Origin of the sequence: Klebsiella sp. RHBSTW-00484 (genome assembly GCF_013705725.1) — a bacterium.
Classification (GTDB): domain Bacteria; phylum Pseudomonadota; class Gammaproteobacteria; order Enterobacterales; family Enterobacteriaceae; genus Klebsiella.
This window is the reverse complement of record NZ_CP055481.1, coordinates 2,984,816-2,998,923: the sequence shown is the minus strand read 5'-3', so window position 1 is coordinate 2,998,923 and position 14,108 is coordinate 2,984,816. Positions and strand designations below refer to the sequence as shown.

Annotated in this window: 13 protein-coding genes and 1 pseudogene; 7 read left to right on the top strand and 7 right to left on the bottom strand. The window is 51.5% G+C overall.

Features of this window, described 5'->3' with window-relative positions; all coding sequences use genetic code 11:
• Positions 1-19: 19 nt before the first annotated feature.
• Positions 20-973 (bottom strand): bifunctional helix-turn-helix transcriptional regulator/GNAT family N-acetyltransferase, encoded by a 954-nt coding sequence (locus HV213_RS14270; protein ID WP_181486170.1) that lies wholly within the window; start codon positions 971-973, stop codon positions 20-22.
• A 200-nt stretch (positions 974-1,173) separates the two neighbouring features.
• The gene (locus tag HV213_RS14265; protein WP_181486169.1) at positions 1,174-1,773 is read right to left on the bottom strand and encodes an inorganic diphosphatase; all 600 of its coding nucleotides are present in this window, start codon (positions 1,771-1,773) and stop codon (positions 1,174-1,176) included.
• Positions 1,774-2,695: 922 nt separating this feature from the next.
• On the opposite strand from HV213_RS14265, the gene HV213_RS33255 reads away from it, so the two are divergent.
• On the top strand, positions 2,696-2,800 hold the full coding sequence (locus HV213_RS33255) for a SymE family type I addiction module toxin (RefSeq protein WP_228288615.1): 105 nt from the start codon (positions 2,696-2,698) through the stop codon (positions 2,798-2,800).
• A 41-nt stretch (positions 2,801-2,841) separates the two neighbouring features.
• On the opposite strand, the gene HV213_RS14255 is transcribed toward HV213_RS33255, so the two are convergent.
• From HV213_RS14255 to HV213_RS33730, 4 genes and pseudogenes are all read right to left on the bottom strand, one after another.
• Entirely contained in the window at positions 2,842-3,297 is a 456-nt protein-coding gene (locus HV213_RS14255; protein WP_181486168.1) for a hypothetical protein, read from the bottom strand.
• A 3-nt stretch (positions 3,298-3,300) separates the two neighbouring features.
• Positions 3,301-3,825 carry an RHS repeat-associated core domain-containing protein gene (locus HV213_RS14250; protein ID WP_228288614.1) on the bottom strand — a complete coding sequence of 175 codons (525 nt, stop codon included), beginning with the start codon at positions 3,823-3,825 and terminating at the stop codon, positions 3,301-3,303.
• A gap of 224 nt (positions 3,826-4,049) precedes the next feature.
• Positions 4,050-4,616: a hypothetical protein gene (locus tag HV213_RS14245; RefSeq protein WP_181486167.1), complete on the bottom strand. Its 567-nt coding sequence runs from the start codon at positions 4,614-4,616 to the stop codon at positions 4,050-4,052.
• Positions 4,617-4,960: 344 nt separating this feature from the next.
• A pseudogene (locus tag HV213_RS33730) lies at positions 4,961-5,041 on the bottom strand (RHS repeat-associated core domain-containing protein); the annotation flags it as partial.
• 663 nt (positions 5,042-5,704) lie between these two features.
• Here HV213_RS33730 and HV213_RS14235 point away from each other — a divergent pair.
• The 6 genes from HV213_RS14235 to HV213_RS14210 are packed head-to-tail and all read left to right on the top strand — an operon-like array spanning position 5,705 to position 12,818.
• The gene (locus tag HV213_RS14235) at positions 5,705-7,327 is read left to right on the top strand and encodes a TIGR04028 family ABC transporter substrate-binding protein (protein ID WP_181486165.1); all 1,623 of its coding nucleotides are present in this window, start codon (positions 5,705-5,707) and stop codon (positions 7,325-7,327) included.
• A 10-nt stretch (positions 7,328-7,337) separates the two neighbouring features.
• Complete coding sequence (locus HV213_RS14230) at positions 7,338-8,282, top strand: ABC transporter permease (protein WP_181486164.1); 945 nt, start codon at positions 7,338-7,340, stop codon at positions 8,280-8,282.
• Positions 8,279-9,130, top strand: a complete 852-nt coding sequence (locus tag HV213_RS14225) for an ABC transporter permease (protein ID WP_181486163.1) — start codon at positions 8,279-8,281, stop codon at positions 9,128-9,130. The genes HV213_RS14230 and HV213_RS14225 overlap by 4 nt, the downstream gene beginning before the upstream one ends.
• Entirely contained in the window at positions 9,127-10,731 is a 1,605-nt protein-coding gene (locus tag HV213_RS14220; RefSeq protein ID WP_181486162.1) for a dipeptide ABC transporter ATP-binding protein, read from the top strand. Before HV213_RS14225 ends, HV213_RS14220 begins: the two co-directional genes overlap by 4 nt.
• Positions 10,728-11,717: a putative FMN-dependent luciferase-like monooxygenase gene (locus HV213_RS14215; RefSeq protein WP_181486161.1), complete on the top strand. Its 990-nt coding sequence runs from the start codon at positions 10,728-10,730 to the stop codon at positions 11,715-11,717. Before HV213_RS14220 ends, HV213_RS14215 begins: the two co-directional genes overlap by 4 nt.
• A 9-nt stretch (positions 11,718-11,726) precedes the next feature.
• A complete protein-coding gene (locus HV213_RS14210) occupies positions 11,727-12,818 on the top strand; it encodes an alkylhydroperoxidase domain protein (protein ID WP_181486160.1) in 1,092 nt (363 codons plus the stop codon).
• A 15-nt stretch (positions 12,819-12,833) separates the two neighbouring features.
• Here the strand turns inward: HV213_RS14210 and araJ are convergent, their stop codons facing one another.
• Positions 12,834-13,985, bottom strand: a complete 1,152-nt coding sequence (araJ, locus tag HV213_RS14205; protein WP_181486159.1) for an MFS transporter AraJ — start codon at positions 13,983-13,985, stop codon at positions 12,834-12,836.
• Between the last annotated feature and the right edge of the window lie 123 nt (positions 13,986-14,108).

The window sequence follows — 14,108 nt, the reverse complement described above, 5'->3', positions numbered from 1 at the left end:
GGGGGATTATTTATTGTGATTATGTCGACTGCTTTACCCGAGTAAACTGCTGTTCAGTCATCATTCTGCCCCACTGATCCCCCTGCCACTCTTTATGAAGTGTGAATCCAAAGGATTCATAAAGCCTGCGCGCGGCATTCAGTCCGCTGAACGTCCACAACTGCACTGTCGAAAAATCCTGACCGTCACAAAAGGCCATAGCTTCGCTCAAAAGACGTCTGCCGATTCCGCTCCCCCGACAGCTATCGTCAAGAATAAACCAACGCAGATGCGCCTCATTATTACCGAGATCCTGACCGTCAATCGCCACCGACCCGACAATCCTCTCGCCCTGCACCGCCAGCCAAATCTGGTTGCACGGCGTATCAAGACGACCAGAAAACTCCGCCAGCCCGCTGGCGACCTTCCCCTCGAAAAAGTGACCAAATTCATAATGCTTTGCATAATATTCACCGTGCATCTGCGCAATGCGGCCAATCATGCCCGGTCGATAACCCGTGAGGATGCTGATCTCTTTTTCCGGGGCGACGGCCTCAGCATCACGGCATTTTTCTAGCGCGTAAGCCCAGGTTGTGAGGCCCTGTGCAACGTTTTGTTTTTGGTCGTCGGTCAAATACGCCAGCGCATTAACGACCCGCATTGCTCCGTAGGCGTGAATTTTGCTGACGGTGGCCACGCCTTTTGCTGTTAACTCAAGCTGCTTAAAACGCCCATCGTGAGTAGCGGGTTTTTCCTGTAGCTCTCCGGCTGCAAGCAGTCGGGAAAGCATTCGGCTGACGCTCGATTTTTCAAGACCCAGAATCTGAACCAACTGAGCAGCCGTCATGGCGCCGCGAACCGAGATTTCAAGTAAAGTGTGGACCGCAGAAGGTGAATAATCCGTGGCGGCAAGCGTGGTATTCATAAAGCCCAGCTCGCGCACCATCAGGCGGGAGGCGGTTCGAATTTCATCAACAAGCGAGGATATCGTCATTTCAGTTCAGCTGATTTAATAAATGGTTGCATGATACAACCATCTTCTTACATATGCTGTCAATGGGTGATGCTGGACGTACGGCAGATGCTCCAGCATCATGGCAGGGCTGATTGCCTGAATACTGGCGTATTTATCTACACGAATATTGGTACTACGCAGAAAAATCGACAGGCACCGGATGGTGCCTGTTTATTCATCTATTGTGGATTTTTCTCTTTCCAGGCGTCCCATGCCGCTTTAATCTCCTGCTTCGTGGCGGCGGCATCGTTAAACCCGTTCAGCTCTACTTTTTTGCGGCCATCCGGCAGCTGTTTGTAAACCCGAAAGAACGCCTCCAGGCGCTCCTGCTCAATTTTTGGCAGGTCGCTCACGTTTTTGATGTCATCGTAGGTCGGATCGATTTTACTCGCCGGAACGGCAATAATTTTGTCGTCCTTCTCGCCGCCATCAATCATCTTCAGCACGCCAATCGCGCGCAGCTTGATCAGCGTTCCCGGAGCCATTGGCGCACGGGTATAAAACACCACGTCCAACGGGTCACCGTCTCCCGCCAGCGACTGGGTCAACGAACCATAGTTAGCCGGATAGGCCACCGGCATTGACTGAAAACGGTCGGCAATCAGAAAACCGGTTTTGGCGTCCGTCTCATATTTAATAATACCGCCCGCCGGAATTTCAGTTACTGCATAAAACTCTTCGGGATTGTTTTTCGGCTGCGGAAAATCCAGAACGTTTTGCGCCTGAGCGGCAGCAGTAAACAGAAGACCTGCGGCAAGGATAGTTTTTACCAGATGCATTGTATTGTCGCTCTATCGTTATAAGAAATTGAAAAACAACACGATAAAGGGCTTAGATGAATAAAATATGACGTTAATTTTTCATTACGATGACGGAGATATAGACTCTTCCACCGATGAATGATTAAACCTACGGGCCGATAGTGCAATTAAAGACAACGCCCTGACACTATCGATTAATTACCAGACGCTGAATAACACCGGGGATGTTCCGGTTATTAATCGCAACAGGAGCGACAACGGGATGTAGCGGAGATCAAATAACAAAAAAGCCGGAAATTATTTATTACCCAGCTTTTCGTAATGGCCTAAATTTCATTATGATATAAATCAGCATACTACCATGATAAATCAAGTGGGGTAGATCCTGATAATCTCACCTCCTTTGCCGTCACCAGTTTTAACCTGAATAACATGGGTATCAGTTACAATATCTAAGTCAGTATACAAAGTCCATTAGGTCTGGCGATTCCGATTTCAACTTGTTTCACAGTGCCTGGTAGTTTTGATTCAATTGCCTCTATCAATTCAGCTAGCCCAGGATCTTTGGGAGCGAATTTACTTAATCCAAGCGGATCGATCCATGACAGCGGATTAGGCGCATATTGGTAGAGGTTTAATCCCCCCGCCAGCCCTTTGATGCAAATATGCTGCTTGCCAAATGAGAGCCAAGACGGTATCTATCGGGTCCGGCGTCAGGTAACAGCCTGTCTGCGGATCGTAACATCAATTTCGTCTGTAATTAACCCAAGGCTTTGCATCGTAGTACTTACGTACCGCTCTACCTTGATAGTTTTATCTGCACAAAACAATTGTAAATCAAATGGTAATGTAGATACAACCTGATTGAGATATAGATGTCTCCCCATATCCGGGTGGACTGGATACGGGATAACGGCGAACTGCATCTGGCGTGGGCTGATTGACACAGTGCGGCCTGACCGGGCAACCACTGACGATCAGCGTGATGCCCGGCAAGGTGGTGATTCAAGTCGGCAGGGTAATATGTTGGCATGGCAATAGGTAAAAAATGGGAAGATCCAGAAAGGAGCTTCCCGGCTTTAAATGTTATGATTTAATCCAAGTTACTTTTTTCCATATTGATGAGTCATAATCTGCAAAACTTATAACATCCCTCCCATTTGAAAAATATGTTACAGGGCATCCTTCCTCGCCATTCAGTGAATTAAACCCACTTATTGTATTGCAACGTAATTTAAATGACAACGACTGAGCAATAAAATCAGTTAATACAGGGAGATAATTACTTTCAATCGATGAAAGAGATGTTCCCAACTCTATTTCATATAAAAAATCAACATCACTTAAAGTGTCAATAAATCTTATGTCATCATGAACGTAGTTTTCTTTGTCTTTTACATACTCTTTATATTCGTCAATATTGAAATAGTCATACTCTGAAATAGAGAAATCAATATCAAAGCAAGAGGTCAATTTCTTTAAATTTTCCTCCAGCTCACTTTTACTTTTATAATCTATTAGAATATTTGATTTAGTTATCATGATCTAAAATTTCCAGAATGGTGCCAATACAGATTGATCTATTACATCAACCGTCACTGATGGATTATTAGGCTTAAATCCACCGAAGAACTCTTCAAATTGGCCCAATGTGTTTTTCGAGTCTGAACTTCTGATGACTTGAACAATTCCATTATCACCAACCTGTTTTACACCTTTTGTTACGTTTTTAGCCGCATTGCCACCTATACCACTAAGAAGTTTAGTATCAACTTGCACTCCATTAATAGTAAAGTCAGCCATTGATACTGAACGATTAGGCGGGGTGTTAAAATGAACATGATTGCCTTTGCTTCTCATGTACTTGGCGTACGCTATTTCTGCTTGAGCGGAAACATCGCCATTTCTAGCTAAACGGATTTTTTCCCTCAGAGTTTTAATATCGCCAGTTACTTTTCCTACGCTACACCCAGCCAGCCCCAGCGGATCTATAAAGCTGTTCGGGTTATGTACATAAGCATACGTATTTATCCCCCCCGCCAGCCCTATCGGGTCAGGGCAACGAATCAACTCTATCGGCGGATCATACTACCGGTTTCGTTCATACTTTCCTGAAATTACTGAGTCATAATTCATATGCTACCGCACACCCTGATAAACTAAGCTATCTGCACAATACCTATTTTACTATCTAATCAGTAGGTTAAACACAAAAATATCATACTCCAGACACATCGCAGCCATAAAAGTTAATTACGTAAAGACCTTCCATAACTATACATTATTCATACAATTTACACTATATTAGAATATTCACTTGCTAATTCAAAAATTTCCTCATCTTTACTATTCATACCTATTTTAATATGACTTATCAGCAATGGTATATTTTTTGTAATAAGAAGAAACTCACCAATATCCTTATATAAATAATAGTCAATGTTTTGATGGTATAATTTAGAAACAATCTTCTCAGTCAATTGCTCACACCTAACAAACCATTCCCTAAAGACTATAATATCTTTTGCTAATCTTTTTTCCTCTTCGTTACCAACGATAGAAATATATATTAGCTTTTCAATAGCCATGTTTGAAGACGATAAATCCACCAATCCATCTTTAATGACCTTCAAAGATATCCTTCTAATTTCAGCATCATCGGAATACAATAGCACAATCAAATCAGGATCATACTCAGATAAAAGATTACGTACTCTATAATAATATCCATTTAGAATCATTTCTTGGGATTCATATTCCGCCCAAGTGATACCTTTCCGTTGAACAGATTGGATAAAAAACCTCGTTTCTTTATTAATATCATTCTCAATATCAATAAATTTTTCTAAGAAATCATTCATATCCTACCACCATACTCCCATGGCAATGAATTAAATAGAACATTGAACTCATCTGGAGTCATATCTCTGGTTGGGTATATCGTAGAATGACCTGGTGACATATATCCCCCAGGCATATCACGACCATCATGTTTAATATCCAACCCATCCGGCATTTTAACATCCTCAGGTAATGAGTGATAATGGCCTTTTAATTTAGACTCTTGAGGTGTTCTCGTTACTGATTTACCTTGAGGCCGGGCCTTCCCAGTCTGTGATGGAAGTAAACCGTGCTCATTAGGGGCTAAGTCACTCTCACGAATACCTTTCGGACCACTTTTATTCCCGAATGCACAAAGTCGCTGTAAACCAAGCGGGTCGATCCAGCTTAACGGATTCGGTGCATATTGGTAGAGGTTTATTCCCCCCATTAACCCTATCGGATCCGCACAACAAATCTACCCGCTCGGTTGTTCATACTATCGATTCTGTTCGTACACTCCAGAAACCACCGCATCATAGTTCATACGCTACCGCCACACCCTGATAAATTAAACTATCTGCACAATGATTATTTTACTATCTAATCAGTATGTTAACCACAAAATGTTATAGACAATATGCATAATGTTATTAAGGTCGCTCTGTCAGTATCTGCCATACTAACTATACCCATAGGGTACTCACGCAGCCCGAGGCTGCTCTCTAAGGGTTGTTGGCTGAGGCAGAATTTGAGACCAGACAGGGCTGGTTTGCACGGGGATATATTCCGATGGTAACAAGGCAGAACAGAACGTCATTTTTAGCGTACTAAATAAAAATTAAGGAATAATAAGCAGGGAAAGTTATTGAATCTTTCTGAACGCTTATTTAAACGGGTACGTATATAACAATCCAACGATCAGATCTGATCAGATTTATTTCACCAGTTAAATGCCAATTACCAAATAATCCAGACGACAAAAGAGAAAATACAGCCAACGCACATGCAACTTGAAGTATGACGGGTATAAATGCTTTTTATGCAAATGCTTAGCGTAAATCCTTATTTCCTTTGTCAAAACGCGCGCCCGATGATGGCAACACAATAGATAACAAAGGAATTCACCATGCAAACCCGTTTTCGCCTGCTCGCGCTGGCGGCACTTTTTTTAACCGGTACCTTTTCCGTGTGGGCCGCCGACGCGCCGGTTAAAGGCGGCACGCTAATTTATCTGGAGCAGCAACCGCATACCAACCTTTATCCGCCAGCCGGAGGGTTCTATCCCAACGGCGGTATTCTCAATCAAATAACCGATAAGCTCACCTGGCAAAACCCGGAAACATTACAAGTCGAACCGTGGATTGCCGAAAGCTGGAGTGCTAACGCCGATAAAACCGAATATACCTTTAAGATTCGCCCTGGCGTCACGTTCTCTGACGGCACGCCACTGGATGCCAATGCGGTAGCTAAAAACTTCGACACCTACGGTCTGGGAAATAAAACGCATCGCCTGCCGGTTTCTGAAGTGATTAATAACTACGACCACAGCGAAGTTATCGACCCATTGACGGTCAAATTTTACTTTAAAAAACCGTCACCGGGATTTCTGCAGGGCACCGCCACTATTGGCTCCGGGCTGGTCTCTATCAGCACCCTCGCACGTAATTTTGAAGAGCTGGGCGACGCCCGCCATATTATTGGCTCCGGGCCGTTTACCGTTAAAGATGAAAAGCCGGGGCGCGAACTCACCCTGGTGGCGCGTAAAGATTATCAATGGGGGCCAAAAAACCTTGCCCAGCAGGGGCCTGCGAATCTCGACGGCATAACCTATATCGTGACGCCGGAAGACAGCGTGCGCATTGGCGCGCTATTAGCAGGCCAGGCCGATTTTATCCGCCAGGTCCAGGCCTATGATGAAAAACAAGCGACCGATCAGGGCTTTAAAATCTATGCAGCTCCGACGCGCGGTGTTAACGACAGCCTTAGCTTCCGCCCGGATAACCCGCTGGTCGCCGATCTGCGCGTCCGTCAGGCGCTGCTGCATGCCACCAACGCCAAACAGGTAGTTGAAACCCTGTTCTCCGCCAACTATCCGCAGGCCACCTCCGTCATCTCCACCACGGCGGCGGGCTACGTTAATCTCAGCGATAAACTGGCGTTCGATCAGGCCAAAGCAAAACAACTGCTTGATGACGCTGGCTGGAAACCGGCCGCCGACGGCATTCGGGTGAAGGATGGGCAGCGCCTGGCATTAACCGTCTATGAATCGCTGCCGCAGCCGCAAAACAAGGAAGTATTGCAACTGATCGCCCAGCAGTGGCGTCAGGTTGGCGTCGCGCTGGCGGTAAAAGCCGGTGATGCCGGCAGCCATACGCTGGATAACCTCGACCCGCAGAAAACCCCGCTCACCGTATCTGAAGTGGGTCGCGCCGACCCGGACGTGGTCAAAAGCATGTTCTTCCCCAATAACCGCGACGCGCTGCTGCAAAAAGGCGGCTCCAGCGACAAGGTACAAAGCTTCCGCGACGATAAACTCAACACGCTTTTGACCGCCATTTCTGCCGAAGTCGAACCGCAAAAACGTCTCCAGCTAACCGGTGATGCCCAGCGCTATCTGCTCGATAACGCCTACGTGATCCCCATTTTTGAAGAACCTCAGGTCTTTGCCGGCGCGCCGTGGGTCAAAGGCGTCAGCTTTGAAGCGGTAGGCCGCCCGTCGTTCTACGGCGCGTGGCTGGAAAAGCACTAAGGAGCATGCGATGAGCCACTATCTTCTACGGCGTTCAGGCCAGGGATTACTGGTGCTGTGGGCGGCGTTTACCCTTTCTTTCGTGCTGCTACAGGTGCTGCCGGGGGATGCTGTACTGATCAAGTTTCAGAATCCGGACCTCGGACTCAGCCCTGAGCAAATCGCCGAAATGCGTATCGCCTATGGTGCCGACAGCCCTTTGTGGAAACAGTATTTTCATACTCTGTTCGCCATGTTGCAGGGAGATTTTGGCTATTCGCTACAGGCGGGCATGTCGGTCAGCGCGCTTATCGCCAGCAATCTGCCGGAGACGTTAAGCCTGGCGTTGCCCGCCTTTGTGCTGGCGGTATTGCTGGCTTTCGCCCTCGCCTTTGCTTCACGGCTGCCGGGCCTGCGCTGGTTGAGCAACTCTCTACAATCACTGCCGGTGCTGTTTATCTCGCTGCCGACGTTTTGGCTGGGGATAGCCCTGATTCAACTTTTCTCGTTCCAGCTGCGTTGGATCCCGGTTATTAATCCGGGTCCGATTGAAGGCCTGATCCTGCCGATCGTCGCCGTCGCAATACCGATTTCGGCCCCGCTGGCGCAAATCCTGATGCGCAGTCTGGATCAGGTCGCCGCGCTGCCGTTTGTCGCCGTCGCCCGCGCCAAAGGAATGAGTGAGACCGGCGTCCTGTGGCGGCACGTCATCGGCAACGCCCTGCTGCCGGTGCTCAATATTGCGGGTCTGCTGTTGGGGGAACTGATCGCCGGAGCGCTGATTACCGAAACCGTGTTTGGGCGCGGTGGACTCGGTTTGCTGACCCAACAGGCCGTTAACAATCAGGATATTGCCGTGCTTCAGGCGGTGGTGATGATTTCCGCCCTTGGCTTCGTGCTAATTAATCTGCTGGTCGATCTGCTGATGCCACTGTTCGATCCGCGCCTGAAAACCGTTATCGGAGGTGCAGTATGAGCCTGGTTGATTACGCCACCGCTGCTCGTCGCAGAACGACAAACTGGCGCTCGCTGCGCTTGCAGCCCGGTTTACTGCTAGCCTGGACGGTGATGAGCGTTGCCATATTGATGGCTACAGCCCCGCAGTTGTTTACCGCTTATAACCCGTTGGAAGGTTTTCCCGGCGCACAGCGTTTAGCTCCGCAGGCCGGTCACTGGCTGGGAACCGACCAGTTGGGCCGCGATCTCTGGAGCCGAATTGTCTACGGCGCAGTGCATTCGCTTTGTGCCGCGCTGGCGGCGGTGGCGATTGGCCTGATCGTCGGTACCGCGCTGGGCACGTTAGCCGGGGCGCTAGCGGGACGTGTTGAATCGGTGGTTATGCGCCTGGTCGATGTTCTGCTGGCGATCCCCTCTTTATTACTGTCGCTCACGGTCATTATCCTCCTCGGCTTCGGCACGCTCAACGCTGCCGTGGCGGTGGGCATCGCGGCGATAGCCAGCTTTGCCCGTCTGGCGCGAGCGGAAGTGGTGCGCGTACGCCACAGCGATTTCGTTGAAGCCGCATACGGCAGCGGCGGCACCTTTTTCGCCGTCTTCTGGAGGCATATTCTGCCCAACTCACTCACCGCCGTTCTGGCCTTCGCCACCCTTCAGTTCGGTCAGGCGATTCTCGCGCTCTCGACCCTCAGCTTTCTCGGCTACGGCACGCCGCCGCCGGTACCAGAGTGGGGATTACTGATCGCCGAAGGCCGCAACTACCTCTCCACAGCCTGGTGGTTAACCACCCTTCCCGGCATTGCGGTCGTCGCCGTCGTGCTTGCCGCCAACCGCATTAGCCAGCAATTTAGCGGAGAACGCCGATGAATGTTTTAACCGTAGAGAACCTGCGTATTAGCTATCGTTCACAGCGTGAATGGCGCGAAGTGGTGCACAACGTCAGTTTTAACGTTAAACGCGGCGAAATGCTGGCGTTCGTCGGGGAATCCGGCTCCGGAAAAACCACTACCGCTCAGGCGATTATTGGCCTGCTGGCAGATAACGCGCGCCGGGATAGCGGGCGTATCAGCATTAACGGTGAGGATATCAGCAACTGGTCTGCAAAGCGCCTCGATAGCCTGCGCGGTGCGCGGATTAGCCTGGTCCCGCAAGATCCGGGAAACTCCCTTAACCCGGTCAAAACGATCGGCACGCAGGTGGGTGAGATCCTGCGCCTGCATCAAAAAAGTAGCGCCGCGGAGCGCAAAGAGCAGGTGCTGGCGCTGCTGACTAAAGTCGGTTTGAGCCACCCGGAACAACGCTTTGATCAGTACCCCCATCAGCTTTCAGGCGGTATGAAGCAGCGGGTACTGATTGCTATCGCTATCGCCCTGAAGCCTGATTTAATCATTGCCGATGAGCCAACCAGCGCCCTGGACGTCACGGTACAAAAACGCATTCTTGACCTGCTCGATACATTACGCAGGGAGTCCGGCACGGCGGTACTGTTTGTCACTCACGACCTGGCGCTGGCGGCAGAACGCGCCGACCGCCTGCTGGTCTTCCGCCACGGAGAGATTCAGGAGCAAGGCGCAACCGGCGATGTGGTGCGCACGCCGCAGCATGCCTATACCCGCCAGTTGCTCAGCGATCTCCAGGGATCGACGCAGGCCATAGCCCCAACCTCCGGACGTATCCTGGCGACCCCGGCAATTCGCGTTGAGGGCATCAGCAAACGTTTCTCATTGGGTCATTCATATTTACAAGCGCTGGACGCGGTGAGTTTCGAGGTTAAACGCGGCAGCACTCATGCGCTGGTTGGCGAGTCCGGTTCCGGCAAAACCACCCTCGCGCGGATCCTGTTGGGGTTTGAAAAGGCTGATATTGGTCACATCTCTATCGATGGTATTGATGCCGGGCATCTCAGTCGCGAGGCTCTGCGCCAGCTACGACGCAAAATCCAGTTCGTCTACCAGAACCCCTTTGCCTCACTGGATCCGCGACAAACGCTATTTGAGATTATTGAGGAGCCGTTAAAAAACTTTGACCGTCTGAATGTCGAAGCAAGACGTCAACGCGTGGAAACGGTCGCCGCCCGCGTGGCGTTAGCCCCGGAACTGCTCTCGCGCACCGCCCGGGAACTTTCCGGCGGCCAGCGCCAGCGGGTCGCCATCGCCCGCGCCTTAATCCTTGAGCCGACGATCCTCGTGCTGGATGAGGCAACGTCCGCACTGGACATCACCGTACAGGCGCAAATTCTGGCCCTGCTGCAACAGCTTCAACAACAGCTCGGGCTGACCTATCTGTTTATTACTCATGATTTAGCGACGGTACGCCGTATCGCCCACAGCGTCACGGTACTGCGGGCTGGCCGGGTGGTTGAACACGGCGAAGTCAGCCGACTGTTTGCCGCCCCACAGCATGACTATACCCGCGAGCTTATCGCCGCTATTCCCTGGTTTTCATCGCCGAGCAAGGAGGTCGCATGACCCGCAAACGACTGGGATTTTTCACCCGCCTGTTAGATAACGCCACGTCGAAAGAGCGCTATCGGCTGGCAACCGAGCAAATTCGCCACGCCGAGCGCCTGGGGTTCGATAGCGCCTGGATTGCCCAGCACCATTTTCATGAATATGAAGGCGGTCTGCCGTCGCCGCTGGTGTTTCTCGCCCACGTGGCGGCGCATACCGAGCACATTCGTCTGGGAACCGCCATTATCACCCTGCCGATGGAAAACCCGCTGCGGGTAGCCGAGGATGCCGCAGTGCTGGATCTGCTAGCTGATGGTCGGCTGGAAGTGGGCTTCGGCTCAGGCGGAACCCCCACCTCGTTCCTGCCCTTCGGACTGACAATCGATCAGCGCAGCACGGTATTTAGCGAGCATTTGCATTTGATCCAAAGCGCCTGGCGCGGCGATTCGCTATCGCATCCGGATAACCATCTTTACCCTCAGGCGCCGCAGCTTGCCAAACGCATCTGGATTGCGACATTTTCCATTGAAGGCGCCGTTCGCGCGGCTCAGTCCGGGCACGGATTAATGCTCTCGCGAACGCAACCGCGCCCATCAGGACAACCCACGCTGCCGCTGGATGCTATTCAAAATCCAATTATTGATGCTTACCTTGCAGCGCTGCCTGCAGGCGTTGAGCCACGAATACTCGCCTCGCGTACGGCGTTCGTCGCCGATAGTCAGGCGTATGCGCTGGAAGTAGCGGAACCCGGTTTACGCCAGCAGGCCGCGCAGCATCGGGCCGCAGGTCATGAGATCATTGGTGACACTGTCACTGATTATTTATCCCAGCTTGACGCCCACGTTGGCGACGCAGAGCACGTTGCCGCTTCGCTGGCGCAGGATAGCGCGCTATCGCGGGTCACTGATATTTCGTTTCAGGTGCACTCCATTGAACCGTCGCACCGCGACACGCTTCGTTCCATTGAGCTGATCGCTCAGCATATTGCCCCGCAGATACGATAAGGAGTCACCATGACGTTAAGTCAGGATATTTTGGCTGAACTGGCAGAGATTGCCCCGGATTCCGCTTTAGCGGCGGCGCGCGCTGTGCGCGAGGCAGCAACCCGCCACGCGCAGGGAAGTTACGAAGTGCTGTTTAGTCAGCAGGATAACGATTTTCCGCTGGACGAGCGTTTTGCCATTGCTGCAAAGGTGGCGAAACTGCACCAGGCCGATGCGCTGGCCGCCCACTATGCCGGTTTTGGCATTGCCGACCCCACGTCACCTCGACTGACCCCGGCGCTGGCCTTCGCCCGACTGTTAACATTTACCCCGGTGGAAGCCACACCGTCGGCGCTGGAGGCCTTGATCCGCGCCAGATGGAGCCTGCGCGGTATTGTGACGCTTGCTCAGCTTATCGCCTTCGTCAGCTTCCAGAGTCGGCTGGTCAATGGGCTACGCCTGCTTAACGGAAAACCCACCGCCGTCGCGGAAACTCCGGTGGTAGCGGGCTTCTGGCACACCGCGCCGCAGACCGTCAGCGGTAAGAGTGCGCCGGTACATTTCACCCGCGATGAGCTGCATTGGGAGCCGTGGCTGGATGCCAAACCGCTGGCGGAATTTACGCCGGATGAACAAGCGCTGCTGGCGAAATTCGGTCATAGCGATTCGCCCTATTTCCGCCTGCTGGCGCGCAACCAACCGGTACTGGAACAGCGCACATTAACCGATAAAGGGATTTTCTATACCCCCGGCGGCCTGCCTCGTGCTGAACGAGAACTGGCGGCGACGGTAGCGAGCAAAATCAACGGTTGCATCTACTGCGCCTCGGTGCACGCTCGCAAGGCCGCACAGCTGGCGAAAGATGAAACGGCAGTTGAAACGCTGCTGGCAGTGACGCCGGGAGAAAAGCTGAGCGACGGGCAGACGCCGCGCTGGCAGGCGCAAATCGATTTCGCCGCCGCGATTTCCGTTACCCCTCCAGCGCTCGCCACCCGCCACCTGACGGCAATTGAACAACAGGGACTGGATACGCTGGCACAGCTGGATTTGCTGCAATCGGCGGCCTTTTTCGCCTGGGCTAACCGTTTAATGTTAACCCTCGGCGAGCCGTGGCAGGCGTAATCACGACGGAATCAATCAGACCAAACGCTGCTGATAGCGGGCATAAATCAGCAGCGAACTGAGTGCCAAAAACGAGAGTAGCGCGGCCGGTAAAGCAACGGAACTCCAGCCAAAACCGGCCGTCACCACCATCCCACCGAACAGCGCCCCAATGGCGCTGCCGAGATTAAAGGCGATTTGCCCTCCCGCCGCCCCCAGCATCTCGCCGCCTTTGGCATTTTGCAGCAGCAGAATTTGCAGTGGCGCTGCCAGGGCAAAAAGCGCTGCGCAGCAAATAAACGCCAGCGCTAATGATGCAGCTTTATTTTCACCGAACAGAAATATCAATAATAAAGTGGCGACAATAATCCCATCCGTGACGGCGGCAATACGTAACGGGCTATAGCGAACGGAAACTTTACCGCTGAACAAATTGCCTAATACCATTCCCAGGCCCACCAGCATCATAATAAATATGACGGCACTCTCGCCAAAACCGGAAACGTTAATCATAAACGGCTTAATATAGCTAAACCACGCAAATACCCCGGCATTACCAAACATGGTGGCGGCAAAAATAAGCCACGGTGCGGGAGATTTCAAAAAATGGAATTGCTCGCTCAAGCGCGCCGTTGATTTATCAAACAGCGTGGGAATCCACCAGGCAATAGAGACCAGAACCGCAACGTCAAATACCGCAATCGCCAAAAAGGTATAGCGCCAGCTGAACTGGTGTCCAAGCCAGGTCCCGGCGGGAACCCCCAGTAAATTGGCGACCGTCATCCCGGCGATCATCCCCGCTACCGCCGCAGTAACCTTCCCCGGCGGAGCGGTTTTCGACAGGATGATGGCCCCCACGCCGAAAAATGCACCGTGCGGGAAGCCGGAGATCAGGCGACCCAGCGCCAGCATCGAATAGCTGGCGGACAAGGTAAATATGGCATTGCCGATAACGCAAAGGGCCACCAAAAACAGCATGACCGACTTTAACGAAAAGCGGCTGGAGAATAACGCCATAATCGGCGCGCCGATGACCACGCCAAAAGCATAATAAGAGATCATATTGCCTGCGGCGGGAATGGATATGCCGACATCATGAGCGATTTCAGGTAATACGCCCATAATGCCAAATTCCGCCATGCCGAGTCCGAAGGTGCCCAGCGCCAATGAAAAAATTGTTTTTTTCATACATCTGTTACAGGAGTGAAAAGACGGCCGGCATTATTGACTATTCAGCACCAGCAAACCAGATAAAAACGCGCGGCGGGGGTTTTATCCATATAACAGCTCGATTCGTTCATGCGAAGCCCG

Coding starts and splice junctions, on each gene's coding strand:
- HV213_RS14270 (WP_181486170.1), bottom strand. CDS start 973: ATGACGATATCCTCGCTTGTTGATGAAATTCGAACCGCCTCCCGCCTG.
- HV213_RS14265 (WP_181486169.1), bottom strand. CDS start 1,773: ATGCATCTGGTAAAAACTATCCTTGCCGCAGGTCTTCTGTTTACTGCT.
- HV213_RS14255 (WP_181486168.1), bottom strand. CDS start 3,297: ATGATAACTAAATCAAATATTCTAATAGATTATAAAAGTAAAAGTGAG.
- HV213_RS14245 (WP_181486167.1), bottom strand. CDS start 4,616: ATGAATGATTTCTTAGAAAAATTTATTGATATTGAGAATGATATTAAT.
- HV213_RS14235 (WP_181486165.1), top strand. CDS start 5,705: ATGCAAACCCGTTTTCGCCTGCTCGCGCTGGCGGCACTTTTTTTAACC.
- HV213_RS14230 (WP_181486164.1), top strand. CDS start 7,338: ATGAGCCACTATCTTCTACGGCGTTCAGGCCAGGGATTACTGGTGCTG.
- HV213_RS14225 (WP_181486163.1), top strand. CDS start 8,279: ATGAGCCTGGTTGATTACGCCACCGCTGCTCGTCGCAGAACGACAAAC.
- HV213_RS14220 (WP_181486162.1), top strand. CDS start 9,127: ATGAATGTTTTAACCGTAGAGAACCTGCGTATTAGCTATCGTTCACAG.
- HV213_RS14215 (WP_181486161.1), top strand. CDS start 10,728: ATGACCCGCAAACGACTGGGATTTTTCACCCGCCTGTTAGATAACGCC.
- HV213_RS14210 (WP_181486160.1), top strand. CDS start 11,727: ATGACGTTAAGTCAGGATATTTTGGCTGAACTGGCAGAGATTGCCCCG.
- araJ (WP_181486159.1), bottom strand. CDS start 13,985: ATGAAAAAAACAATTTTTTCATTGGCGCTGGGCACCTTCGGACTCGGC.